At 72.6% G+C, this 22,198-nt stretch carries 16 protein-coding genes and 2 pseudogenes; 7 read left to right on the top strand and 11 right to left on the bottom strand.

All coding sequences use genetic code 11. The annotated features are described in order from the left end of the window. Nucleotides 1-7 precede the first annotated feature (7 nt). Nucleotides 8-934 carry a LysR substrate-binding domain-containing protein gene (locus AB0P35_RS25395; RefSeq protein WP_363514633.1) on the bottom strand — a complete coding sequence of 309 codons (927 nt, stop codon included), beginning with the start codon at nt 932-934 and terminating at the stop codon, nt 8-10. 153 nt (nt 935-1,087) lie between these two features. Here AB0P35_RS25395 and AB0P35_RS25390 point away from each other — a divergent pair, with 153 nt between their 5' ends. From AB0P35_RS25390 to AB0P35_RS25380, 3 genes are read left to right on the top strand one after another with little or no spacing between them, the layout of a single operon-like run. Continuing rightward, on the top strand, nt 1,088-1,792 hold the full coding sequence (locus tag AB0P35_RS25390; protein ID WP_095875989.1) for a succinate dehydrogenase cytochrome b subunit: 705 nt from the start codon (nt 1,088-1,090) through the stop codon (nt 1,790-1,792). Continuing rightward, complete coding sequence (locus tag AB0P35_RS25385) at nt 1,789-3,735, top strand: fumarate reductase/succinate dehydrogenase flavoprotein subunit (RefSeq protein WP_363514630.1); 1,947 nt, start codon at nt 1,789-1,791, stop codon at nt 3,733-3,735. The genes AB0P35_RS25390 and AB0P35_RS25385 overlap by 4 nt, the downstream gene beginning before the upstream one ends. Further along, entirely contained in the window at nt 3,732-4,469 is a 738-nt protein-coding gene (locus tag AB0P35_RS25380; protein WP_095875991.1) for a succinate dehydrogenase/fumarate reductase iron-sulfur subunit, read from the top strand. The genes AB0P35_RS25385 and AB0P35_RS25380 overlap by 4 nt, the downstream gene beginning before the upstream one ends. A gap of 40 nt (nt 4,470-4,509) precedes the next feature. On the opposite strand, the gene AB0P35_RS25375 is transcribed toward AB0P35_RS25380, so the two are convergent. Then, a complete protein-coding gene (locus AB0P35_RS25375; protein ID WP_363514667.1) occupies nt 4,510-6,903 on the bottom strand; it encodes a SpoIIE family protein phosphatase in 2,394 nt (797 codons plus the stop codon). A 431-nt stretch (nt 6,904-7,334) separates the two neighbouring features. On the opposite strand from AB0P35_RS25375, the gene AB0P35_RS25370 reads away from it, so the two are divergent. Both AB0P35_RS25370 and AB0P35_RS25365 read left to right on the top strand, forming a co-directional pair. Then, nucleotides 7,335-8,756: a ricin-type beta-trefoil lectin domain protein gene (locus AB0P35_RS25370; RefSeq protein ID WP_363514626.1), complete on the top strand. Its 1,422-nt coding sequence runs from the start codon at nt 7,335-7,337 to the stop codon at nt 8,754-8,756. A gap of 131 nt (nt 8,757-8,887) precedes the next feature. Continuing rightward, nucleotides 8,888-11,005: an RICIN domain-containing protein gene (locus AB0P35_RS25365; protein ID WP_363514664.1), complete on the top strand. Its 2,118-nt coding sequence runs from the start codon at nt 8,888-8,890 to the stop codon at nt 11,003-11,005. A 118-nt stretch (nt 11,006-11,123) separates the two neighbouring features. Here the strand turns inward: AB0P35_RS25365 and AB0P35_RS25360 are convergent, their stop codons facing one another. After that, a complete protein-coding gene (locus tag AB0P35_RS25360) occupies nt 11,124-11,708 on the bottom strand; it encodes a hypothetical protein (protein WP_095875992.1) in 585 nt (194 codons plus the stop codon). Nucleotides 11,709-11,821: 113 nt separating this feature from the next. Between AB0P35_RS25360 and AB0P35_RS25355 the strand changes: the two genes are divergently transcribed. After that, nucleotides 11,822-12,247, top strand: a complete 426-nt coding sequence (locus AB0P35_RS25355; protein WP_363514623.1) for a YchJ family protein — start codon at nt 11,822-11,824, stop codon at nt 12,245-12,247. 18 nt (nt 12,248-12,265) lie between these two features. Here AB0P35_RS25355 and AB0P35_RS25350 read toward each other — a convergent pair whose 3' ends face one another. Next, the gene (locus tag AB0P35_RS25350; protein WP_363514620.1) at nt 12,266-12,703 is read right to left on the bottom strand and encodes a hypothetical protein; all 438 of its coding nucleotides are present in this window, start codon (nt 12,701-12,703) and stop codon (nt 12,266-12,268) included. Nucleotides 12,704-12,792: 89 nt separating this feature from the next. Next, nucleotides 12,793-13,119: a DUF6087 family protein gene (locus tag AB0P35_RS25345; RefSeq protein WP_095875995.1), complete on the bottom strand. Its 327-nt coding sequence runs from the start codon at nt 13,117-13,119 to the stop codon at nt 12,793-12,795. Between the two features lie 176 nt (nt 13,120-13,295). Here AB0P35_RS25345 and AB0P35_RS25340 point away from each other — a divergent pair, with 176 nt between their 5' ends. Then, nucleotides 13,296-13,670, top strand: a complete 375-nt coding sequence (locus AB0P35_RS25340; protein ID WP_095875996.1) for an RNA-binding S4 domain-containing protein — start codon at nt 13,296-13,298, stop codon at nt 13,668-13,670. A 42-nt stretch (nt 13,671-13,712) separates the two neighbouring features. Here AB0P35_RS25340 and AB0P35_RS25335 read toward each other — a convergent pair whose 3' ends face one another. The 6 genes and pseudogenes from AB0P35_RS25335 to AB0P35_RS25310 all read right to left on the bottom strand — a co-directional run bounded on the left by AB0P35_RS25335 (nt 13,713) and on the right by AB0P35_RS25310 (nt 21,986). Next, complete coding sequence (locus AB0P35_RS25335; protein ID WP_363514661.1) at nt 13,713-14,360, bottom strand: class I SAM-dependent methyltransferase; 648 nt, start codon at nt 14,358-14,360, stop codon at nt 13,713-13,715. Between the two features lie 189 nt (nt 14,361-14,549). Beyond that, nucleotides 14,550-15,707, bottom strand: coding sequence for a CapA family protein (locus AB0P35_RS25330; protein ID WP_363514615.1), 1,158 nt, complete (start codon nt 15,705-15,707; stop codon nt 14,550-14,552). A 138-nt stretch (nt 15,708-15,845) separates the two neighbouring features. After that, on the bottom strand, nt 15,846-16,904 hold the full coding sequence (locus tag AB0P35_RS25325) for a LacI family DNA-binding transcriptional regulator (RefSeq protein WP_363514612.1): 1,059 nt from the start codon (nt 16,902-16,904) through the stop codon (nt 15,846-15,848). Between the two features lie 145 nt (nt 16,905-17,049). Then, nucleotides 17,050-17,922: pseudogene (locus AB0P35_RS25320) on the bottom strand (DUF1996 domain-containing protein); the annotation flags it as partial. A gap of 48 nt (nt 17,923-17,970) precedes the next feature. Beyond that, nucleotides 17,971-18,441 (bottom strand): annotated as a pseudogene (locus AB0P35_RS25315) (discoidin domain-containing protein); the annotation flags it as partial. A gap of 80 nt (nt 18,442-18,521) precedes the next feature. Beyond that, nucleotides 18,522-21,986, bottom strand: coding sequence for a discoidin domain-containing protein (locus tag AB0P35_RS25310; protein ID WP_363514609.1), 3,465 nt, complete (start codon nt 21,984-21,986; stop codon nt 18,522-18,524). Nucleotides 21,987-22,198: the final 212 nt, after the last annotated feature.

Here is a 22,198-nt window from a genome sequence, read left to right as displayed (position 1 = left end):
CCGGCGCTCACGGCGCGGCGAGCAGCCGGGTACCTTCCGGCAGCTCGCCGCGCCGAGCCTGTGCGGTGAGCCGTTCGGCGACGGTGGCGCGCATCCGGTCGGCGGCCCGACCGAGCGGGATGTCGCGGCCGTGCGCGAGCGAGATCGTCCGGCCGAGGCCGGCGCCGGTGAAGCGGGTGGTGGGCAGGCCGGAGCGGGCCGCGACCATGGCGGGCACGACGGCGGGGCCGAGGCCGGCCCGGACGAAGCCGAGCACGGCGTCCATCTCGCCGCCCTCGACGGCGAAGCGCGGCTCGAAGCCGGCCTCCCGGCAGGCCGCCAGGGTGGCGTCGCGCAGTGCGTAGCCCTCGCGGAACATCACCAGCGGTCTCTCCCGCAACTCCCCCACCGGGACGGCCTGCTGGGGCAGCGGCTCGGCAGAGACCAGGACCAGGTCCTCGTGCAGCAGCGGGGTGACGTCCAGCCCGGCCAGGGTGCCGCCGGGGCTCGACGAGACGATCAGGGCGAGGTCGAGCTCGCCGGCGTCCAGGGCGGCGACCAGATCGCCGGAACCGCCCTCGCTGATCTGCAGGTCGACGCCGGGGAACCGGGCCCGGAACGCGCCGAGCACGTCCGGCAGCAGGCTGACGCACAGGCTCGGCGGCGCACCCAGCCGGACCCGGCCGCGGCGCAGCTGCACCGTCTCCTGGACGGCGAGCCGGGCACTGTCGGTGTCGGCGAGGATGCGCCGCGCGAGCGGCAGCAGGGCCTGGCCGGCGTCCGTGGGAGTGGTGGCGCCGCGGCTGCGGTGCAGCAGCTCGGCGCCCAACTCCCGTTCCAGCGCCTTGATCTGCTGGGAGAGCGAGGGCTGCGCGACATGCAGCCGCTCGGCGGCCCGGGTGAAGTTGCCGAGCTCGGCGACGGCGGTGAAGTAGCGGAGCTGCTGGAGTTGCACAGTGCCAACCTAAGGGTCGCCCCAGGGGCGCGTGGGGTACCTCCCGGCCGAAGGCTGGGGGGAGAGCCCCCAATTTTCGATAGCCATATCCTATGGTGATGAGCCCACTCATGTCTTGGACGTGAGGTGGGTGCGGTTCCTAGCGTGGAGCGCATGGCTCTGGCGACTGGAACGCGTCGGCCGCGGCACGCCCTGGCGGTGCTGTGGGGTTCGACGATCGGCAAGAAGGCGGTGATGGCCGCCTCCGGCGCGGTGATGCTGCTGTACCTGGTGGCGCACATGCTCGGCAATCTGAAGATCTTCTTCGGGCCGGACGACCTCAACGGCTACGCGGCGTGGTTGCGCACCGTGGGGCAGCCGTTCCTCGGGCACGCGTGGTTCCTGTGGATCGCCCGGGTGGTCCTGCTCGCCTCGGTGGTGGCGCACGGCGTCGCCGCGTACCAGCTGAGCCGGCGCGACCTCGCGGCGCGGCCGCAGAAGTACGCGCGGCGGCGGGCCCGGGCGAGCTACGCGACCCGGACGATGCGCTGGGGCGGGGTGATCCTGGCGCTGTTCATCGTCTGGCACATCCTCGACCTCACGACGCTGACCGTGAACCCGCGGGCCGAGGAGGGCCACCCGTACCAGAACGTGGTGGCGTCCTTCTCGACCTGGTACGGCGGCGGGATCTACATCGTGGCGATGCTCGCCGTCGGGCTGCACGTGCGGCACGGCTTCTGGAGCGCCGCGCAGACCCTGGGCCTCAACAACGCCCGCCGGGACCGCGTGTTGAAGGCGACGGCGAACCTGCTGGCGCTGGTGCTGACGGCCGGCTTCCTCGCCGTGCCGGTGGCCGTGATGATCGGAGCGGTGAAGTGACCCCGTACCTCGACTACACCGTCGGCGCGCCGATCGCCGACACGAAGGCGCCGGCCGGGCCGATCGAACAGCGGTGGGACCAGCGCCGGTTCGAGGCGAAGCTGGTCAACCCGGCGAACCGGCGCAGGCACACCGTGATCGTGGTCGGCACCGGCCTGGCCGGCGCCTCGGCCGGGGCCACGCTAGCCGAACAGGGCTACCGGGTGGTGCAGTTCTGCTTCCAGGATTCGCCGCGCCGGGCCCACTCGATCGCCGCACAGGGCGGCATCAACGCGGCGAAGAACTACCGCAACGACGGCGACAGCGTGCGCCGGCTCTTCTACGACACCGTGAAGGGCGGCGACTTCCGCGCGCGGGAGTCCAACGTGCACCGGCTGGCACAGATCTCGGTGGAGATCATCGACCAGTGCGTGGCGCAGGGCGTGCCGTTCGCCCGTGAGTACGGCGGGCTGCTGGACACCCGCTCGTTCGGCGGCGTCCAGGTGCAGCGCACCTTCTACGCCCGTGGCCAGACCGGCCAGCAGCTGCTGCTCGGCGCCTACCAGGCGCTGTCGCGGCAGATCGCGGGCGGCGGGGTGGAGATGCACCCGCGCACCGAGATGCTCGACCTGGTGGTGGCCGGCGGCCGGGCCCGCGGCATCGTCGCCCGGGACCTGGTCACCGGGGAGGTGACCACCCACCTCGCGGACGCCGTGGTGCTGGCCACCGGCGGCTACGGCAACGTCTTCCACCTGTCGACCAACGCCAAGAACTCCAACGCCACCGCCGTCTGGCGGGCGCACCGGCGCGGCGCGTACTTCGGCAACCCGTGCTTCACCCAGATCCACCCGACGTGCATCCCGCGCTCGGGCGACCACCAGTCGAAGCTCACGCTGATGAGCGAGTCGCTGCGCAACGACGGCCGGATCTGGGTGCCGAAGGCGGCCGGGGACACCCGCCCGCCCGCGGACATCCCCGAGTCCGAACGGGACTACTACCTGGAGCGGATGTACCCGTCCTTCGGCAACCTGGTGCCCCGCGACATCGCCTCCCGCGCCGCGAAGGCGGTCTGCGACGAGGGCCGGGGCGTCGGGCCGGGCGGGCAGGGCGTGTACCTGGACTTCGCGGACGCCGTCGCCCGGTTGGGCCGGGACACCGTCTCCGCCCGCTACGGCAACCTCTTCGAGATGTACGAGCGGATCACCGCCGAGGACCCGTACCGGGTGCCGATGCGGATCTACCCCGCGGTGCACTACACCATGGGCGGGCTCTGGGTGGACTACGACCTGCAGACCACGGTGCCGGGGCTGTTCGCGATCGGCGAGGCCAACTTCTCGGACCACGGCGCCAACCGGCTCGGCGCGAGCGCCCTGATGCAGGGCCTCGCGGACGGCTACTTCGTGCTGCCGCCCGCCGTCAACGACTACCTGGCGCGGCACCCCGTGCAGCCGTTGGAACCGCAGGACCCGCAGGTCGAGAGCGTCCGGCAGGAGGTGACGGACCGGCTGGCCCGGCTGCTGGCGGTGCGCGGCGACCGCACCCCCGAGTCCTTCCACCGCGAGCTCGGCCGGATCATGTGGGACGAGTGCGGGATGGCCCGCACCGACGCCGGGCTGCGGCGGGCGCTCGTCCGGATCCCGGCGCTGCGCGAGGAGTTCTGGCGGCGGGTCACCGTGCCCGGCAGCGGCGACAGCCTCAACCAGCAGCTGGAGAAGGCGAACCGGGTCGCCGACCACCTCGAACTGGCCGAGCTGATGTGCCTGGACGCGCTGCACCGCACCGAGTCCTGCGGCGGGCACTTCCGCGAGGAGAGCCGCACCGAGCAGGGCGAGGCGCTCCGCGACGACGAGGCCTTCTCGTACGCCGCCGCCTGGGAGTTCACCGGCACCGGCCGGGCTCCCGTGCTGCACCGCGAGCAGCTCGACTTCGAGTACGTCCACCCCACCCAGCGGAGCTACGCATGAACCTCACCCTGCGGATCTGGCGGCAGGCCGGTCCGGACGAGCCCGGCGGATTCACCACGTACCAGGTCGGCGAGATCAGCCCGGACATGTCCTTCCTGGAGATGCTGGACACCCTCAACGAGACGCTGGTGCTGCGCGGCGAGGAGCCGGTCGCCTTCGACCACGACTGCCGCGAGGGCATCTGCGGCGCCTGCGGCATGGTCATCGACGGGCAGGCGCACGGCCCGCAGCCGACCACCACCTGCCAGCTGCACATGCGGCACTTCGAGGACGGCGCCACGGTGGACGTGGAACCGTGGCGGGCGGCGGCCTTCCCGGTCGTCAAGGACCTGGTGGTGGACCGCACGGCGCTGGACCGGGTGATCGGCGCGGGCGGCTACATCACCGCGCCGACCGGCAGCGCGCCGGAGGCGCACGCCACGCCGGTGCCCAAGGAGGCGGCGGACGCGGCCTTCGAGCACGCGGCCTGCATCGGCTGCGGTGCCTGCGTGGCGGCCTGCCCGAACGGCTCGGCGATGCTGTTCACGGCGGCGAAGGTGGTCCACCTCAACCTGCTGCCGCAGGGCGCGCCGGAGCGGTCGAGCCGGGTGCGCGGCATGGTCGGGGCGATGGACGCGGAGGACTTCGGCGGCTGCACCAACACCGGCGAGTGCGCCACGGCCTGCCCCAAGGGCATCCCGCTGTCGGCGATCTCGGCGCTGAACAGGGAGTTCCTGCGGAGCACCCTCCGGTGAGGGCGGCGCCATAGGGTGCGCCGTGCCGCTGAGAAGATCGTCAGGAGCCGGACGGCAGTTCCTGTTCCGTCCAGATGGTCTTGCCGGCGGAGGTGTAGCGGCTGCCCCAGCGGTCGGTCAGCTGGGCGACCAGGTAGAGGCCGCGGCCGCCCTCGTCGGTGAGCCGGGCGCGGCGCATCCGCGGCTGGGTGCTGCTGCCGTCGGACACCTCGCAGGTCAGGGTGTCGGCGCGGATCAGCCGGACGCCGACCGGTCCACCGGCGTAGCGGATGGCGTTGGTGACCAGTTCGCTGAGCACGAGTTCGGTGGTGAAGGCGAGGTCGTCCAGGCCCCAGGCGGCGAGCCGGGCGGTGGCGTCGGCGCGGACCTGCGCGACCGCGGCCGGGTCGGGTTCGACGGACCAGGCGGCGGTGGACTCGGCGGGTACGGCCCGGGTGCGGGCGAGCAGCAGGGTGACGTCGTCGCGCAGCCGGGTCGGCGGGAGCCCGGCGACGAGTTGCACGGCCGCTTCGCGCAGCGGGCGGTCCTCGCGGGCGACCACGGCCAGCCGCCGCTGGATCTCAGCCATGCCCTCGTCGATGTCGCCCTCGCCGCGTTCGATCAGGCCGTCGGTGTAGAGCGCGAGGACGCTGCCGGGGTCGAGGAGGCTCTCGGTGGCCTCGAAGGGCAGGCCGCCGACGCCGAGCGGCGGGCCGGGGGTGACGGGCAGGAAGTGCGCGGTGCCGTCGCGGGCGGCGACGGCGGGCGGTGGGTGGCCGGCGCTGGCGACGGTGCACGCCCGGGTCACGGGGTCGTAGACGGCGTACAGGCAGGTCGCGCCGACGGAGCCGGGTTCGGGCCGCTGCCGCCGTCCGGCGCGGTCGGAGTCGGCCGGGACCACCGGGCCCGCGTGGTCGGGGTCCTCGATGTCCTCGGCGTCGCCGGTGAAGTCCCCCTCGAAGAGGAGCTGGGAGACCAGGTCGTCGAGGTGGACGAGCAGTTCGTCGGGTTCGAGGTCGAGGTCGGCGAGGGTGCGGACGGCGGTGCGCAGCCGGCCCATGGTCGCGGTGGCCTGCAGACCGTGGCCGGCGACGTCGCCGACGACCAGGGCGACCCGGGCGGAGGAGAGCGGGATGACGTCGAACCAGTCGCCGCCGACCCCGCCGGCGCTGTCGGTGGGCAGGTAGACGCTGGCGGTCGAGACCGCGGCGACGGTGCGGACGGCGGGCGGCAGCAGGCTGCGCTGGAGGCCGACGGCGGCGCGGTGCTCGCGGGTGTAGCGGCGGGCGTTGTCGACGGCGAGGGCGGCGCGGGCGGCGATCTCGGCGAGCAGCAGCCGGTCGCCCTCCTCGTAGCGGTCCTTCCAGCGGTCGCGGCGGCTGGTGACCTGGCCGAGCACGATGCCGCGGGCCGCCAGCGGCGCGGTGATCTCCCAGTCGTGCGCGGCCTCGGCGGCGGTGCCGCGGTCGGGGGTGCCGTCGGCCCGGACGAGGACGGTGTCGCCGGTGGCGGGCGCGGACTCGGGCGGGCCGGCCACGGCGGTGCGGCGCAGCAGCAGGCGTCCGGTGGGGTCGGGGGCGGGTTCGTCGCCGGTGAAGACGGCGGCGGCGATGTCGACCACGGCCACGTCGGCGAGGGCGGGGACGAGCGCCTTGGCGAGGCCCTCGGCGGTGTCGGTCACGGAGAGTGAGCTGCCGGCGGCGGCGGTGACCCGGTGCAGCAGGGCGAGGCGCTGCCGGGAGCGGTGCTGTTCGGTGATGTCGGTGAACAGCACGGTGAGGCCGATGACCGCACCTTCGTGGTCCTGCAGGCGAAAGGCGGAGATGGCCATCATCCGGCCGCTGCGGGGGTCGACGACGGTGCGGGCCAGCCCTTCGGCGAGGACCAGTGGTTGTCCGGTCTCCAGGACGTGCCGCAGGTGGGCCTCCAGGCTGACCGCGTCCTCGGGCTGGAGGAAGTCGGCGAGTTTGAGGCCGGTGAGGGTGGGCGGCACACCGCTGTAGGGCAGCAGGTGGGTGTTGGTGCGGACGATCTGCAGGTCGGTGTCGAAGACGGCGAGGCCGAAGCGGTCCTGGAGGAAGAGTTCGCGGGTGAAGGCCTGGTCCTGGCGCCACCGGGCGACGGTGGAGGACTTGGCGCCGAGGACGACCTGCCGGGTGGCGGCCGGGTCGGCGGGGTTGCCGCCGTGCAGGGTGAGGACGCGGACGTCGAGGTTGAGCGGGCGGCCGTCGCCGGTGCGGACGGTGACCGTGCCGTCCCAGCCCGCGCCGCTGTCGTCGGGGCTGCGCCAGCCGTCCGGGTCGGCGAGGAGGTCGCGTAGCGGGCGCCCGACGAGGGCCCGGGCGGGCAGGGCGAGCAGGTCCTCGACGGCGCTGGTGCAGCCGACGATCGTGCCGCTGCCGTCGACCAGCGCCCCGGCGACGCCGTCGAGGAACGGGAAGCGGCGGTCGTCCATCTCGTTCACCCCGTCCGTGGTCTCCTCTCCCCCTCATACTCCACCGGTCCCCGGGTGTCGGCGCCCCGGGGCACGCTGCGTGACCGGGAGTGCCGCCTTCGGCTTCTGTACGCACGGGGGTTGACGCGACTGGTTCAACGGGCCTAACTTCACGTTCTGAAAAAGGGTCCAGACCAATTCGGCGGGACTCGTCCGCCCGACCCCCGCACCCGGGACGAGCTGGTGACACTTCACCAGACGGCTGCGGTGGACGGTTGTTGACGGATCGGAAGGAAATCCGTCCGCACCATCGCGGCGCGCTGCCCTCCGGCCGTTCGACCCTGCCGGCGGGGCTGTTGGACGCTGCGTCATGTTCACTTCGTGAACCCAAAGGTTCCTGATCCTCACCCCCACCACGCCCGGGCGCACCGTCCGGGCAGGAGGAGACAGCCTTGATCCGCACCCTTGTCCGCACCCTGGCGACGGTGGCCGCGCTCCCCGCGACGGCCGCCGCCCTGCTGATAGCCGGCGGCACGCCGGCCGCCGCCGCGGCCAACCCGGGCCCCGGCTTCCCGGCCCACTTCGCCGCGCCCTACCTGGAGACCTGGAACTCGCCCTCGGTGATGGCCGATGTGCGCAGTGCCACCGGGCTCAAGTACTTCACGCTCGCTTTCGTGATCAGCGACGGCAGCTGCAACGCCACCTTCAACGGCAACACGAACATCGCCGACGCCTCCTGGCAGAGTGCGGTCAACGGCCTCCGCTCGGCCGGCGGCGACGTGATCGCCTCCTTCGGCGGCGCGGCCGGCACCGAGCTCGGCCAGGCCTGTACGAGCGTCTCCGCGCTGCAGGCCCAGTACAAGCGGGTCGTTGACACCCTGAACCTGACCCGGATCGACCTCGACATCGAGGGCTCCGCGCTGAACGACACGGGCGCCAACGATCGCCGCAACCAGGCGCTGGCCGCCCTCCAGCAGCAGTACGCGGCGGCGGGCAAGCGGCTCGCGGTGAACTACACGCTGCCGGTCAGCCCGTCCGGCCTGGAGTCCAACTCGATCAGCCTGCTGAACAACGCCAAGAGCCGCGGCCTGGACGTCAACATGGTCAACATCATGACCATGGACTACGGCCCGGCCATGGACATGGGGCAGGCCGCGGTCAACGCCGCCAACGGCCTGCACACCCAGCTCGGCCAGATCTGGACGGGCAGGACCTCCGACCAGCTGTGGGCGATGGAGGGCAACACCCCGATGATCGGGGTCAACGACACCACCGCGGAGGTCTTCACCACCGGCAACGCCGCCACCCTGGAGTCCTTCGCCGCCTCGCACGGCATCCAGCAGCTCGCCTTCTGGGCGATCGGCCGCGACAAGGCCTGCGCCACCAACGGGACGCTCTCCGACTCGTGCAGCGGCACCCCGCAGTCCCCGTACCAGTTCACCAGGACCTTCGACGCGCTCACCGGCGGCACCACCCCGCCGCCCGCCGGCCGCACCGGCCGGATCACCGGCTACGGCGGCAAGTGTGTGGACGTCGCGGCCGCGAACAGCGCCAACGGCACCGCGATCCAGCTGTACGACTGCAACGGCACCACCGCGCAGACCTGGACGGTCGGCACCGACGGCACGATCCGCGCCCTCGGCAAGTGCCTGGACGTCACCGCCGCCGGCACCGCCAACGGCACCCAGGTGCAGCTCTACGACTGCAACGGCACCGGCGCCCAGCAGTGGCAGGCCCGCGCCGACAGGACCCTGGTGAACCCCGCCTCCGGCCGCTGCCTGGACGCCACCGGGCCCAGCTCCGCCAACGGCACCCGGCTGCAGATCTGGGACTGCTTCGCCGGCGCCAACCAGCAGTGGACCCTGCCGGCCTGACACCCGGCCCGCACGACGAGAGGAGCACACCCATGCCATCAGCACCCGTACACCGGCGGGCGCACGCCCGCCGGCGGGCCCTCCCGCTGGTCACCGCCATCGGCCTGATCGCCTCGGCGTCGACCGCCGTGATGCTGGTCCAGGGCCAGGCCGCGCAGGCCGCCGGCCTGCCCACCGGATTCACCGCCGTCGTCGCGCAGCACAGCGGCAAGTGCGCGGACGCGGCGGCCGCCGCCACCGCCAACGGCACCGCCGTCCAGCAGTACGCCTGCAACGGCACCGGCGCCCAGCAGTGGCAGTTCCAGGACGCCGGCGGCGGCTACGTCCGGATCAACGCCAAGAACGACCCCACCAAGGTCCTCGACGTTACCGACGTCTCCACCGCGGACGGCGCCAGGATCCAGCTCTGGACGTACGGCGGCGGCCTCAACCAGCAGTGGCAGGCGGTCGCCGAGGCCGGCGGCGGCTACCACTTCGTCAACCGGAACAGCGGCAAGTGCCTGGACGTGCCCAGCGCCTCCAGCGCGGACGCCGTCCAGCTTCAGCAGTGGACCTGCAACGGCACCGCCGCGCAGTCCTTCTCCTTCGGCAGCGGCACCCAGAACCCGCCCGGCACCCCGGACTTCGGGCCCAACGTGACGGTCTTCGACCCCTCGATGCCCGCCTCGACGATCCAGGCGAAGCTCAACTCGGTCTTCTCCCAGCAGGAGTCCAACCAGTTCGGCGCCCAGCGCCAGGCCCTGCTGTTCAAGCCGGGCAGCTACGGCGTGGACGCCAACGTCGGCTTCTACACCCAGGTCGCCGGGCTCGGCCTCTCCCCCGACGACGTGACGATCAACGGCGCGGTGCACGCCGAGGCCGACTGGTTCCAGGGCAACGCCACCCAGAACTTCTGGCGCTCCGCCGAGAACCTCTCGGTCAACCCGACCGGCGGCACCGACCGCTGGGCCGTCTCGCAGGCAGCGCCGTACCGGCGGATGCACGTCCGCGGCAACCTCCAGCTGGACGACGGCGGCTGGTCCAGCGGCGGCTTCATCGCCGACTCGAAGATCGACGGGCAGGTCCGCTCCGGCTCCCAGCAGCAGTGGCTCTCCCGGAACGCCCAGTGGGGCAGCTGGACGGGCTCCAACTGGAACATGGTCTTCGTCGGCGACGTCAACGCCCCGGCGAACTCCTTCCCCAACCCGCCCTACACCACGGTCGGACAGACCCCGGTCGTTCGCGAGAAGCCGTTCCTGTACGTGGATCCGGCCGGCGCGTACAAGGTGTTCGTCCCGGCGCTGCGCAGCAACAGCAGCGGCACCAGCTGGGCGGGCGGCGCGCAGCAGGGCAGCTCGCTGCCGATCGACCAGTTCTTCGTCGTCAAGCCCGGCGCCACCGCGGCCGACATCAACGCGGCGCTCGGGCAGGGCAAGAACCTGCTGTTCACGCCCGGCGTGTACCACCTGGACCGGTCGATCGACGTGACCCGCGCGGACACCGTGGTGCTGGGCCTGGGCCTCGCCACCCTCGTCCCGGACAACGGCGTCACCGCGATGACCGTAGCCGACGTCGACGGGGTGAAGGTCGCCGGACTGCTGATCGACGCCGGCACGACCAACTCCGCGGTGCTGATGCAGGTCGGCCCGGCGGGCTCCACCGCCGACCACTCGGCCGACCCGACCTCGCTGCACGACGTGTTCTTCCGGGTCGGCGGCGCCGGCGTCGGCCGGGCCACCCAGTCGCTGGTGGTGAACAGCGGCAACGTGATCGGCGACCACATGTGGATCTGGCGCGCCGACCACGGCAGCGGCGTCGGCTGGACGAGCAACACCGCCGCCACCGGCCTGACCGTCAACGGCGGCAACGTCACCATGTACGGGCTGTTCGTCGAGCACTACCAGCAGACCCAGGTGGTGTGGAACGGCAACGGCGGGCGCACGTACTTCTTCCAGAACGAGCTGCCGTACGACCCGCCGAACCAGTCCGCCTGGATGAACGGCTCGACCCGCGGCTACCCCGCGTACAAGGTCGCCGACTCGGTGACCAGTCACGAGGCCTGGGGGCTCGGCAGTTACTGCTACTTCAGCGCCAACCCGTCGGTGGTGGCTGAGCACGCCTTCGAGGTGCCGAACCGCTCCGGGGTCCGCTTCCACGACATGGTGACCGTCTCGCTCGGCGGCACCGGCACCATCAACCACGTGATCAACTCGACCGGGGGGCCGTCCAACTCCTCGTCGAACGTGGCGAACCTGGTGGCCTACCCGTAGCGCACGCACCGCTCCCCGGCCGGGTCCGCACCCGACCGGGGAGCACCGCGTTCCGTCCGTGCCGTGCCCGCACGGCTCTGCCCGTACGGTTCGGATCGTTCGGTTCGGACCGAACGGTTCAGATCGTGGCGTTCCAGCTGTGCGCCACGTCGATGACCAGCCGGTTGTCCAACTGGAAGACCCGGAACGGCAGTCGGGCCCGCACACCGAGGCCGACCTGGCTCTGGCCCTCGAAGCTGCCGCCGAACTTGGCGTCCTTGAACGTGCGGTAGCCGCTCAGGTTGACACCGGGCAGCGCCTGGCCCGCCTTCGCCGGATAGACCGGCGCACCGGTCGACGGGTCGTAGGACGGCGCCACGACCACGATCTCCAGGATCGCGCCGCCGCCGACCGGAATGGTCTTGCCGGAGCCGTCCTGCACCAGGCTCGGGACGTACTGCACGTGATAGGCGACCCGCGCGGAAGGCGAGGTGCCGGGGATGTCGATCACCATCCGGTCCCAGCAGGGGTGCTGACCCGTGCGGATGTTCGTCAGCGGATGCTGACCGGTGGTGCTGGTGGCAGCCTTCGGCAGGCTGCCCCAACCGGTCGGGCAGGTCGTCGTGGTAACCGCCGGGGCCGTGGCCGACGCCGCGGCCGGTACCACCACCGAACCGGTGCCGGCGAGAACGAGAGCCATCGGGATCATGATCCACCGTCGCATGATGCGCCTCCTCGGGCCGCGCCTGGATCCCTCACCCGAAGAGACGTGGGCCGCGGCCGGGCAGTTGCAGCACCGGGCCCCGAGTTCCGGGGGCGGGCGGCGCGACCGGCAGAATGGGGCGCATGTCGAAGCGCCGCCGCCACCCCAGATTCTCCCCCACCGACCCCTGCCCGTGCGGCCTGGGCGGCCCCTACGGCGGCTGCTGCGGCCGGCTGCACCGGGGCGAGGCGGCGGCCGGCACCGCCGAGCAGCTGATGCGCTCGCGCTACAGCGCCTTCGCCGTCCAGGACGGCCCGTACCTGCTGCGCAGCTGGCACCCGGACACCAGGCCGCCCCGGATCGACTTCGACCCGGGGCTGCACTGGACGGGGCTGGAGATCCTGGGCACGACCGAGGGCGGCCCGTTCCACACCGAGGGGACGGTGCGGTTCCGGGCGCACTTCACGGACGAGGGCGAGCCCGGGGCCATGGAGGAGCACAGCACCTTCGTCCGGGTGGACGGCGCCTGGGTCTACGTGGCGGCGCTGCCGGAGGACTGACCCGTTCCGCTCCCCGGGTCAGTCGTGGAAGGCGGCGACCAGGTCGTCCAGCGGATCGTCGTCCACGACCGGGACGGTGCGGTCCAGGCCACTGGTGAAGGCCGAGGCGGCGGCCACGTGCGCCCGGGCGATCTCCAGCGTCTCGGCGGCCCGCGCCAACTCCTCGCTCACCCGGGCCTGGCGGGCGGCCGCGGTGTCGCCGTCGCCGTCCGGCAGGGCCACCCTGATCTGCTCCGCCGGGATGGCGGCCAGCCCGGCGGCCGCCTGGGCCAGTGCCTGCGGCAGGTGGAAGAGGATCGCGTGCAGCGCCGTCACCACGTCGTGCACGCTGGACGGGTCGGGGAAGGCCCCGATCCCCGCGGCAGTCCGGTGGTTGAGGACGCGGATCTCCTCGCCCACGGCGTTGGCGATCTCGTACGGGGTCCGGGCCGGCCCCGGTGCGCGGTCTGGGCTCATAGCGGACATGGTCACGCCGATGCGGTACGGACACGCACGGCGGGGCCGCACCGACCCCCGACGACCACCCGTTGGACGTAGCGGGCCGCTCAGTCCCCGTGACGGCGATCCGGGCCGGGCCGCCACCGCGAGGACCGATCGGGCGGCAGCGGACTCTGTGCCTGCGGGAACAGCGAGGGCCGGCCGTCCTGGGCGATCATCTGGCAGGCCGCGGCGAAGCTGTCGGCGACCGCCACGGGCTGCCACGCGCTGCCGTCCCACTCGACGACGAGGCGGGGCGCGTCCTGGAAGATCGGATGGGTGGTGCCGCGCGGCGCCTCGCCGATCACGAAGGCGTCCCGGGTGCCCACCGGATGCCGTGTGTCGGCGTGGTGGGAGTACCAGTCGGGCAGGGGTTCCTCGTCGGGCACGAACACCGCGGGCGTCCTTTCGGCGGGTGGGCCTCCGGTGGAGGCGATCCTCCGATGAGGCTAACGCGCTGTGCCGGAACCGGCGCGCTGTGCGAGTGTTCCGCCGGCTCCACCGCTCTCGCCGTCGGCGTCTCCGCGTACACCGCAGCCGGACTCGCGGTGGCGGTGTCTAAGCTCTGGGTATGGCAGAGGACGAGGGCCCGGTACGGGTGGACAGCTGGATCTGGTCGGTCCGGCTGCTGAAGACGCGCTCGATGGCCTCGGCGGCCTGCAAGGCCGGGCATGTGCGGGTGAACGAGGAACGGGCCAAGCCGGCCCAGACGGTGAAGGCCGGGGACGAGGTACGGCTGCGCTTCGACGGGCGCGAGCGGGTCGTCGTGGTCTCCCGGCTGATCCGCAAGCGGGTCGGCGCCGAGATCGCGGCGCAGTGCTACGTCGACCACTCGCCTCCGCCGCCGCCCCGCGAGTTCGCGGCGCCGTCCGCCGTCCGCGACCGCGGCACGGGCCGGCCGACCAAGCGCGACCGCCGGGAGATCGAGCGCCTGCACGGCCTGTGAGGGTGCGCCGCCGGGGCGGGCCCGGCCGCTGCCGACCGTGGATCAGTCGGCCGGGCGGCGCGCGAGGATGATGCCGCCGAGCGCGCTCTCGGCCGAGGTCAGTGTCCGGTTCGCCTCGACGGAGAAGCCCGCGTCGTCGAGCCATCCGATCATCCGGCCGGGCTGCCGGCGATGGACGCGGACCTTCATCGGGTGCCCGCCGTAGCCCTGCGTCTTCAGCCGCGGCCCGTCGCCGACGTGGTAGCCGATCAGCAGCGGCCCGCCGGGCCGCAGTACGCGCCGGAAGTGTGCCAGGACGGAGCCGATCCCGTCGTCGGGGACGTGGATCAGCGAGTACCAGGCGACCAGGCCCGCCGTCGAGGCATCGGCGAGGTCGAGGTCGGTCATGGAGCCGACGGCGAACCGGAGACCGGGGTGATCGCGCCGGGCCACCTCGATCATCCCGGGCGAGAGGTCGATCCCGAAGGCGTCCACGCCCAGGTGACGGAGGTGGGCCGTGATCCGCCCCGGCCCGCACCCCAGGTCGGCGACCGGCCCGCCGACCCCGGCGCGCACCAGCTCGGCGAACAGGGCCAGCGCGGCACGCTCGTGGGGCGTTTCGTCCAGGAGGTGGCGCACCTGCTCCGCGTAGGCGGCGGCGACGGTGTCGTAGGACGTCCGGGTGTCATCCAGCCAGCCGTCCGGGTTCATTCCCGCTTCCACGACGGCAGGCTACCGAACCGGCCGGACGGGGTGGTGTGTTCGGCCGTCGGGCGCGGGCCGCCGGGACCCGGTGTGAGCGTTCAGGGCGGCTCATGCCGGGTCCCGGCGGTCCCGCGGCCGCGCCGGTGTGTGGGCGCGGCCGATCGAGGGCCCGGGCGGGCGGGGGTGGGTGCCTGGTCAGTCGCGGGAGACGGCCGCGGGGGCGAGGCCGGTGCAGGCGCGCAGGCGGTCGCGGCGGTGCTGGGCCGCGGTGGCGGCGGCGCCGGTCTGCGGGACGGGGACACCGCGCCTGTCGATGTGGGCCGGGGTGAAACGTTCGCCGACGGTGCGGCCGTCCCCGGTCAGGGTGAGGGTGGTGACACCGGTCTCGTCGGAGTCGGTGTAGTTCGAGGTCCCGTACCAGAGGAAGTTGCCGAAGCCGTAGGCGACATAGGTGTCGCCGAGCATGCCGGAGCCGAGCATGGTGTGGGCGTGGGTGCCGACCACCGCGGTGGCGCCGGCCGCCGACAACTTGCGGGCCAGGTCTGTCTGGGCTCCGGTCGGGCAGGTGTGCCCCTCCTCGCCCCAGTGCAGGTAGACGAGGACGACCGGGGCCTGCCGCTTGGCCTCGGTGACGGCGCGCAGGAGGGCCGCCGGGTCGAGGGCGGAGGCGATCCCGGCCTTGCCCGAACCGGCGCGCCACTTCTGGTTGGTGAGGTCCTGGACCTGGCTGGCGGCGAGCACCGCGACCTTCACGCCCTTGACGGTGGTGAGGTACGGGGCGTACGCCTCCTGGGCGTTGCGGCCGAAGCCGACCACCGGGATCGGGGAGGAGGCCTTGGCCGCGAGCGTGTCGGCGAGGCCGTCGGCGCCGAAGTCCACGGCGTGGTTGTTGGCCAGCGAGACCACGTCCACGCCGGCGTCGCGCAGTGTCTGCAGCGCCTTGGGGCTGGTCCGGAAGGTGTAGGTCTTGGGCTCGGGGGCGCCACGGCCGGTGATGGCGGTCTCCAGGTTGAGCACCGAGAGGTCGGCCGCGGCGAGGGTGCGGGAGATCGGGCCGAGGGCGGTGTCGGGGCCGCCGCCGAGGCGGGACTCGGTGCGGCCCTCGAAGTGGACGTCACCGGCGAAGGCGACGGTGATGGTGGCGCCGGCGGCCGGGGCACCGCCCGCCGCGGCGGGTGTCCCGGGGTCGCTCGGGGCGGCGGAGCCCTCGGGGGTGGCGGAGCCGGGGGCGGCGGGGGCGGCCGCGGTGGTGCCGGCCGACGCCGCGGCGGCCGGTGCCCGGTCGGCAGACGGGCCGGACGAGCCGCAGGACGTCAGACAGGCCAGGCCCAGCACGAGAACGGCAGCGGGCACGGCACGGCGCACTTCAATCCCCCCAAGATCGATCTGTACGCGCCAACTCTACGACAAGATCCGCACATTCATGCGCATGATCCCCATAACTTGCCCACGGATGTGGAGGATTTGATTCCGCATGAGCCCGACAGGACGTCACGAGGACCGGCGGACGACCAGCTCCGGCTCGAAGATCACCGAGGTGGCGCGGCGGCCCGGGCGGGCGACCACGTCCAGCAGGATGCGGGCCATCTCCGCCGCCATCTCCTCCACCGGCTGCCGGACGGTGGTGAGCGGCGGCCGCCCGGCGGTGGCCGCGCTGCTGTCGTCGAAGCCGACCACCGCGACGTCCTCCGGCACCCGCCGGCCGTGGTCGCGCAGGACGGCGACGGCACCCTGCGCCATCAGGTCGTTGGCCGCGAACACGCCGTCGAGGTCGGGGTGTTCTGCGAGCAGCCGGGTCATCGCGCGCTCGCCGCCGGCCTGGGTGAAGTCGGCCTCGGCGTGCGGCAGGCAGGGCAGGCCGTGGCGGGCCATCGCCTCGTGGAAGCCCTCCAGCCGGTCACGGGCCGCGCGCACGGCGGACGGCCCGGCGATGGTGACGACCCTGCGGCGGCCGCGGGCGTGCAGGTGGTCGGCGGCGAGCCGGGCACCGTCCCGGTTGGCGAGGTCGACGCAGCTCACCGGCAGCGGGGCGGCGGGGCGGCCGAAGAGGACGGTGGGCACGCCGGCCGCGAGCAGCAGCCCGGGCATCGGGTCGTCGGCGTGCGTGGAGACCACCATGGCGCCGTCGGCGTTGCCCTGTTTCAGGTAGGAGAGTGCCTGCTCACGGGCGTCCGGGGCGTCGGCGAGCATCAGCACCGGGTGGACGCCGTGCGGGCGCAGGCCGGTGAAGACGCCGCTGACCACGCGGCCGAAGAAGGGGTCGGTGAAGACCTGGGTGCGGCCAGCCTCGTCGTCCTGCCCGTCGGTGCCGCTGCCGGAGACGACCAGGGCGAGGGCGCCGGCCCGGCGGGTGACCAGCGAGCGCGCGGCGCCGTTGGGCACGTACCCGGTGGTGGCGACGGCACGGCGGACGCACTCCTGGATCGCCGGGTCGACGTTGCGGATGCCGTTGATCACACGGGAGACGGTGGCGCGGGAGACGCCGGCGACCCGGGCGACGTCCTCCAGGGTGGCGGAGCGCTGGGCGGCCGGGCGGAGGGCTTCGCTCATGAGCCTTTTATAGCATGCGGGAGAGCGCTCTATCAGCCTGTTCCCCGGCCTTCACCAGCGCAGTTGCCCGCACCTCACGCACGCCGTGCGCCCCCGCCCTCCCCGGGGAGCAGGGAGGACGGGGGCGACGGCCGGTCGGCGTGCGTCAGGGCAGCTGGTACTGCTCGTTCAGCGCCGCGCCGCGCCCGGGCTGGGTCTCGTCGTAGCCGCGGGCGTTGCACTGGAGACCGCCGATGATGCAGTGGTTCACCAGGGCCGCCAGGGTGGGCGCGTCCCACGCGTTGAAGAAGTCGTAGTGGAAGGAGTACCCGCGGCCGCTCGACAGCCGCAGCTGCGAGAGGTCGCCGGTGGGCACCGGCCACGCCATCTTGAACTCGATCATCGGGAGCGCCACCGGGTGGGTGGAGGGGCAGACACCGTTGACCGGGTAGGCCATGTGGCTCCTGTGGTCGGGGGTGTCCAGGTACAGGCCGTTCCAGCAACTGGGGGCCTGGTAGCGCAGGTTGACCGCGCCGCCGCCGGGGCAGGAGGTCGGCAGGTCGGTGTTGTGGTAGCTGTTGCCGCACTCCCAGCCGGCCACGTAGCCCGGGTTGGTGGCGAACTCCGTCCGGGTCGCGGACGGGCTGCCGACGACGAACCGCAGACCCGGCGGGAACGGCCGCACCGAGGTGTAGTCGTTCACCCCCGTCTTGTAGTAGATGGTCTGCAGGCCGACCGGGTTGACCTCGGTGGCGCCGTTGTACATGGTCGGCATCCAGTAGGCCGACTTGTCACCGGGGGCGAGGCAGGTGGTGCCGCCCGCCGCCAGCGAGGCCGGCGTGGAGGTCGCCGTGGTGGTGGTGTTGCCCATGAAGGTGTGCAGGTGCGACGCGCCCGCCAACCCGGGGAAGACGATCGGGTCGTCCGGGAGGTTGTGCGTCGGCGAGCAGTTCGCCTGGAACTCGTGGAAGTAGGTGTGCGGCGGGTTGGCCGTGGACGGCGTCACCCCGGTCACCTGGGGATCGGCCGGGATGTAGCCGGTCTGCGGGGTGGTGACGGTGCCGTACACCTTGAACTCGTACAGCGAGTAGCCGTACTGGGTGGCCCGCTGGGTGGCGTTCAGCCGGATGTACCGGCCGGTGCCGTTGACGGCGAGCGACTGGACGCCGCCGGCCGAGGTGGTCGTCGAGTAGATCGTCGACCAGGAGGCGGCGTCGGACGAGGTCTGCAGCTGGTAGGACGTGGCGTACGCCGCCTCCCAGCCGAGCTCGACCCTGCTGACGGTCGCCGGGCCGCCGAGGTCGATCTGGATCCACTGCGGATCGCTCCAGGCCGAGGCCCACCGGCTGGTCGGGTCGCCGTCGACGACGGCGCCGGCCGGGAAGTTCGGGCTCTCGATGGACGAGGCGGTCACCGGCCTGGACTGCGAGATCAGTCCGTCGGCCGCGACGGCCTGGCGGGCGGTGCCGCCGATGCCCGCGAGGGCGAGCACCGCGGCGAACGCGACGGCGAGCGCCGTCCGCCGGGGCCTGCCCCGGGACAGGAAACGGGGTCGCATCGGACCTCCATTCGTGACGATGGGTGGGGGTTGCCCCGGGACGCGCCCGGTCGGGCGCGGCGCGTCCCGGGAGTTCGGGATCAGGCGTAGACGCCGAGCTCGAACAGCGAGTCGCCGTAGGCGGTTCCGCGCTGGGTGATGTTCACCCGCACGTACCGGCCGCTGCCGTTCACGTCGATGTCGTCGATGCCGCCGGTGCCGCCGGCCGTCGACCAGGCGGTCGTCCAGGTGGCGCCGTCGGCGGAGGTCTGGATCTGGAAGGCCTTGCCGTAGGCACCCTCCCAGCCCAACTGGACGTGCTTGAAGGACTTCACCGCGCCCAGGTCGACCTGGATCCACTGCGGGTCGGCCCACTCACTGGCCCAGCGGGTGCTCCAGTTGCCGTCGGTGGCGTTGGACGCGGGGTAGGGCGCGCCGTTGCCCTGGGCCTGGAAGGTGGAGGCGGTGGCGGGCCGGCCGAGCGCGAGGTTCGTGCCGCTCGGGGTGGGCGCCACCACCCGGAAGGACTTGGTCTCGATGCCCACGTTGCCGTGGCCGTCGTAGGCGTAGACGTACACCTTGTAGACACCGAGGTTCTTCGGGGCGACCGCGGTGAAGCGGCCGTCGCCGGTCTGGGTGAAGGCGACCTGGGCGAACCCGGTGCCGCCGCCCGCGTACTTGGCGCAGTAGTAGAGGTTGTAGCGGATCAGGTCGCCGTTGGGGTCGGTGGTGGTGGCGGCGATGTCGAAGGTGCCGCCGGCGGGGACGGTCGCGGTGTTGCTCAGCGTCATGTCCGAGATCACCGGCGGGGTGTTGGTGCCGACGTCGCCGCCGTAGTTCTTGGCCACCGAGTGGAAGGCGAGCCGGCGCCAGCCGGACGGGACGGTGTTGTACCAGACGCCGCCGAAGTCGTTCTCGGTGCCGTAGTGGAAGACCGTCGCGCCCAGCGAGACACCCGGGTGGCCGGTGATGCAGCCCCAGTTGGAGAGGTAGGCGTCGCGCTTCCTGATGTCGGTGGGCTCCAGCGGCACGCCGTTGGCGTCGTTGGGGACCTCCCACTCGCCGTCCTCACCGGACTCGGTGATGATGTACGGCTTGGTGTAACCGCCGCTGGTCCAGTCGTTCTTCACGTTGCAGACCGCGCCGTAGGAGTTGACCGCGAGCAGGTCGAGGCTCGGCGTCCAGTCCTTGTAGTACCTCCACGCCCCGGTGTAGGCGTCGGTGGAGGTGACCGGGTGGTCGGGGTCGACGGCGTGGATCGCCCGGGTGACCCGCTCCACGTACTTGGCGTAGGCGACCCGCTGCTGCTCGACGGTGGTGCCGTTGTAGGTGTGGTCCTGGGCGGTGAGGATGACCTCGTTGCCGACGTCCCACATCAGCACGCCGGGGTGGTTCCGGTAGGTGGTGACCCACTGCTTGATCTGGTCGAGCGTGGAGTCCATGTACGCGGTGTCGTTGACGTAGTCGGCGCCCTGGTTCAGCCAGAAGCCGTTGACCACCTTGAGGCCGTGGGCGGCGGCGGTGTCCAGCAGCGGCTTGCTGCCGGCGTCGGTGCCCCAGGTGCGCAGGGTGTTGACGCCCATCGCCTTGAGCTCGCGGATGTGGGCGTCGGCCGCGGTGTTGGCCGGGCCCCAGGTGATGCCCTTGAGCTGGTACGGCTGCCCGTTCACCTGCAGCTGCCAGTTGCCCTGCGAGCCGGTCACCTTGACGGTGGAGGGCGCGGTGGGCACGGCCGGGTCGGTGAGCGGGGCGGGGGCGGTGCCGGTGGCGGTCTGGACGGTGACCTTGTCGATGCTCAGGGTGCCGCCGGAGCCGGTGGCGTCGGTCGGGGTGGTGCAGTTGCAGACCGCGTTGGGGTAGCCGCCGCCGATGCCGAGGTTGAACACCAGGTAGAAGCCGTGGTGCACGGCCGCGTCCCAGGTGGCGACGCCGACCTGCGACTCGTTGACCTGCCAGACCTGGCGGCCGTCGAGGTACCAGCGGATCTGCTCGTCCGAGGTGGTGCGGTCGATGATCTGCGCGTAGGTGTGGTAGCCGGTCTGGCAGCCGGTGCAGGAGGCCAGGCCACTGGTCATGCCGTTGTACTCGTTGCAGTTGCCGCCGGGGGCGGTGCCGCAGTGCAGGGTGGTGGAGAGCTGGCTGCGGCCGTTGACGTTCTCCAGAATGTCGCTCTCGCCGGCGCCGGGCCAGACGGTGAAGTTGCCGCGGTTGGCGGCGCCCATCGCGCGGAACGACGGCCAGTAGCCGAGGCCGTTGGCCACGTCGGGCTGCTTGGCGGTGGCGGAGATCTGCAGCCGGCCGCCGGCCGGGGCGGCGAAGTCGGTGCGTTTTGACTCGACCCGGCCCGACGTCCAGACCGAACCGTTCTTCAGGGCCGTCAGGTTGAGCGCGCCGCTGCCGTTCAGGCCCACGTTGGCCGCGGAGTTGCTCGCCGTCTCCACCTCGCCGGTGCCCCAGTTGGCCGGGCCGCCGGGGTAGGCGGTGCCGGTCTGGACGATCCAGTCGCCGGCGTTCGGCGCGGTGCCGGCGCCGCCGTTGAAGTCCTCGGTGAAGACGGTGGTCCAGTCGCCGGGCGGCGGCGTGGTCGGCGGGGTCGTGGGCGGCTCGGTCGGCGGGGTGCTGCCGCCGCCGGTGCGCACCCGGAACTCCCAGAGGGAGTAGCCGTATCCGGTGCCGCGCTGGGTGCCGTACATCCGCACGTAGCGGCCGCCGCCGGAGACGTTCAGCGTCTCCGTGCCGCCCGCGCCGGTGGTGGTGGAGTACGCGTCCGTCCAGCTGCCGCCGTCCGTTGACAGCTGGATCCTGTACGCCTTGCCGTACGCGGACTCCCAGTTCAGCACCACCTGGCAGACACTCTGCACCGAGTCGAGGTCGACCTGGATCCACTGCGGGTCGGCGGCGGCGGAGGACCAGCGGGTGCCGGTGTTGCCGTCCACCGCGTTCGCGGCCGGGGTGCCGTAGTTCTCCTCGCTGGAGGCGGCGGCCGGCCGGCCCTGTGCGGCGTCGGCGGTGCCGCAGCTGCCGGTGGGGGTGCCGCCGCCGAGGATGCCGTAGACCTGGAACTCCCAGAGGGAGTAGCCGTATCCGGTGCCGCGCTGGGTGCCGTACATCCGCACGAACCGGCCGCTGCCGGAGACGTTCAGCGTCTCCGTGCCGCCCGCGCCGGTGGTGGTGGAGTACGCGTCCGTCCAGCTGCCGCCGTCCGCCGACAGCTGGACCTTGTACGCCTTGCCGTACGCGGACTCCCAGTTCAGGACGACCTGGCTGACGGTGGCGACGGCGCCGAGGTCGACCTGGATCCACTGCGGGTCGGTGGCGGAGGAGGACCAGCGGGTGCCGGTGTTGCCGTCCACCGCGTTCGCGGCCGGGGTGCCGTAGTTCTCCTCGCTGGAGGCGGTGACCGGCCGGCCCTGGGAGAGCAGGGAGGCGGCCGCCTGGGCCCGCCCGGCGGGCAGGAACAGCAGCAGACCGGCGACCAACGCGCCGGCGGCCAGCGCGGCGAGGACGCGCCAGGGCGGTGCGGAGTGCGGGGCGGGGACCGCCGCACGGGCGGGTGGAGCGAGCATGGGGAACTCTCCTGACGAGACGGGTGGGGGAGGACGGCGCGCGTCGGCCGATTCCTGGGAGAGCGCTCTCGCAGTCATCGGAATGGTTGCCTCGATGTTTCCGTCATGTCAAGCCCTCTGCAGTGGCCGTAACTCCGTCGATCACACTCTCAAATCAGCAGGTGCGTAAAGCTTTTGAGTACTGACCCCTTGACGGTTCGCGGTTTCGGGGC

Source organism: Kitasatospora sp. NPDC085879, assembly GCF_040686255.1.
GTDB lineage: Bacteria > Actinomycetota > Actinomycetes > Streptomycetales > Streptomycetaceae > Kitasatospora.
This window is presented reverse-complemented; position numbering and strand designations above follow the sequence as displayed.

What these genes read in the sequence shown, in the direction of transcription:
- AB0P35_RS25390 (WP_095875989.1), top strand. Translation starts at nt 1,088, where the DNA reads ATGGCTCTGGCGACTGGAACGCGTCGGCCGCGGCACGCCCTGGCGGTG.
- AB0P35_RS25380 (WP_095875991.1), top strand. Translation starts at nt 3,732, where the DNA reads ATGAACCTCACCCTGCGGATCTGGCGGCAGGCCGGTCCGGACGAGCCC.
- AB0P35_RS25375 (WP_363514667.1), bottom strand. Translation starts at nt 6,903, where the DNA reads ATGGACGACCGCCGCTTCCCGTTCCTCGACGGCGTCGCCGGGGCGCTG.
- AB0P35_RS25365 (WP_363514664.1), top strand. Translation starts at nt 8,888, where the DNA reads ATGCTGGTCCAGGGCCAGGCCGCGCAGGCCGCCGGCCTGCCCACCGGA.
- AB0P35_RS25360 (WP_095875992.1), bottom strand. Translation starts at nt 11,708, where the DNA reads ATGCGACGGTGGATCATGATCCCGATGGCTCTCGTTCTCGCCGGCACC.
- AB0P35_RS25355 (WP_363514623.1), top strand. Translation starts at nt 11,822, where the DNA reads ATGGGGCGCATGTCGAAGCGCCGCCGCCACCCCAGATTCTCCCCCACC.
- AB0P35_RS25350 (WP_363514620.1), bottom strand. Translation starts at nt 12,703, where the DNA reads ATGAGCCCAGACCGCGCACCGGGGCCGGCCCGGACCCCGTACGAGATC.
- AB0P35_RS25340 (WP_095875996.1), top strand. Translation starts at nt 13,296, where the DNA reads ATGGCAGAGGACGAGGGCCCGGTACGGGTGGACAGCTGGATCTGGTCG.
- AB0P35_RS25335 (WP_363514661.1), bottom strand. Translation starts at nt 14,360, where the DNA reads ATGAACCCGGACGGCTGGCTGGATGACACCCGGACGTCCTACGACACC.
- AB0P35_RS25325 (WP_363514612.1), bottom strand. Translation starts at nt 16,904, where the DNA reads ATGAGCGAAGCCCTCCGCCCGGCCGCCCAGCGCTCCGCCACCCTGGAG.
- AB0P35_RS25310 (WP_363514609.1), bottom strand. Translation starts at nt 21,986, where the DNA reads ATGCTCGCTCCACCCGCCCGTGCGGCGGTCCCCGCCCCGCACTCCGCA.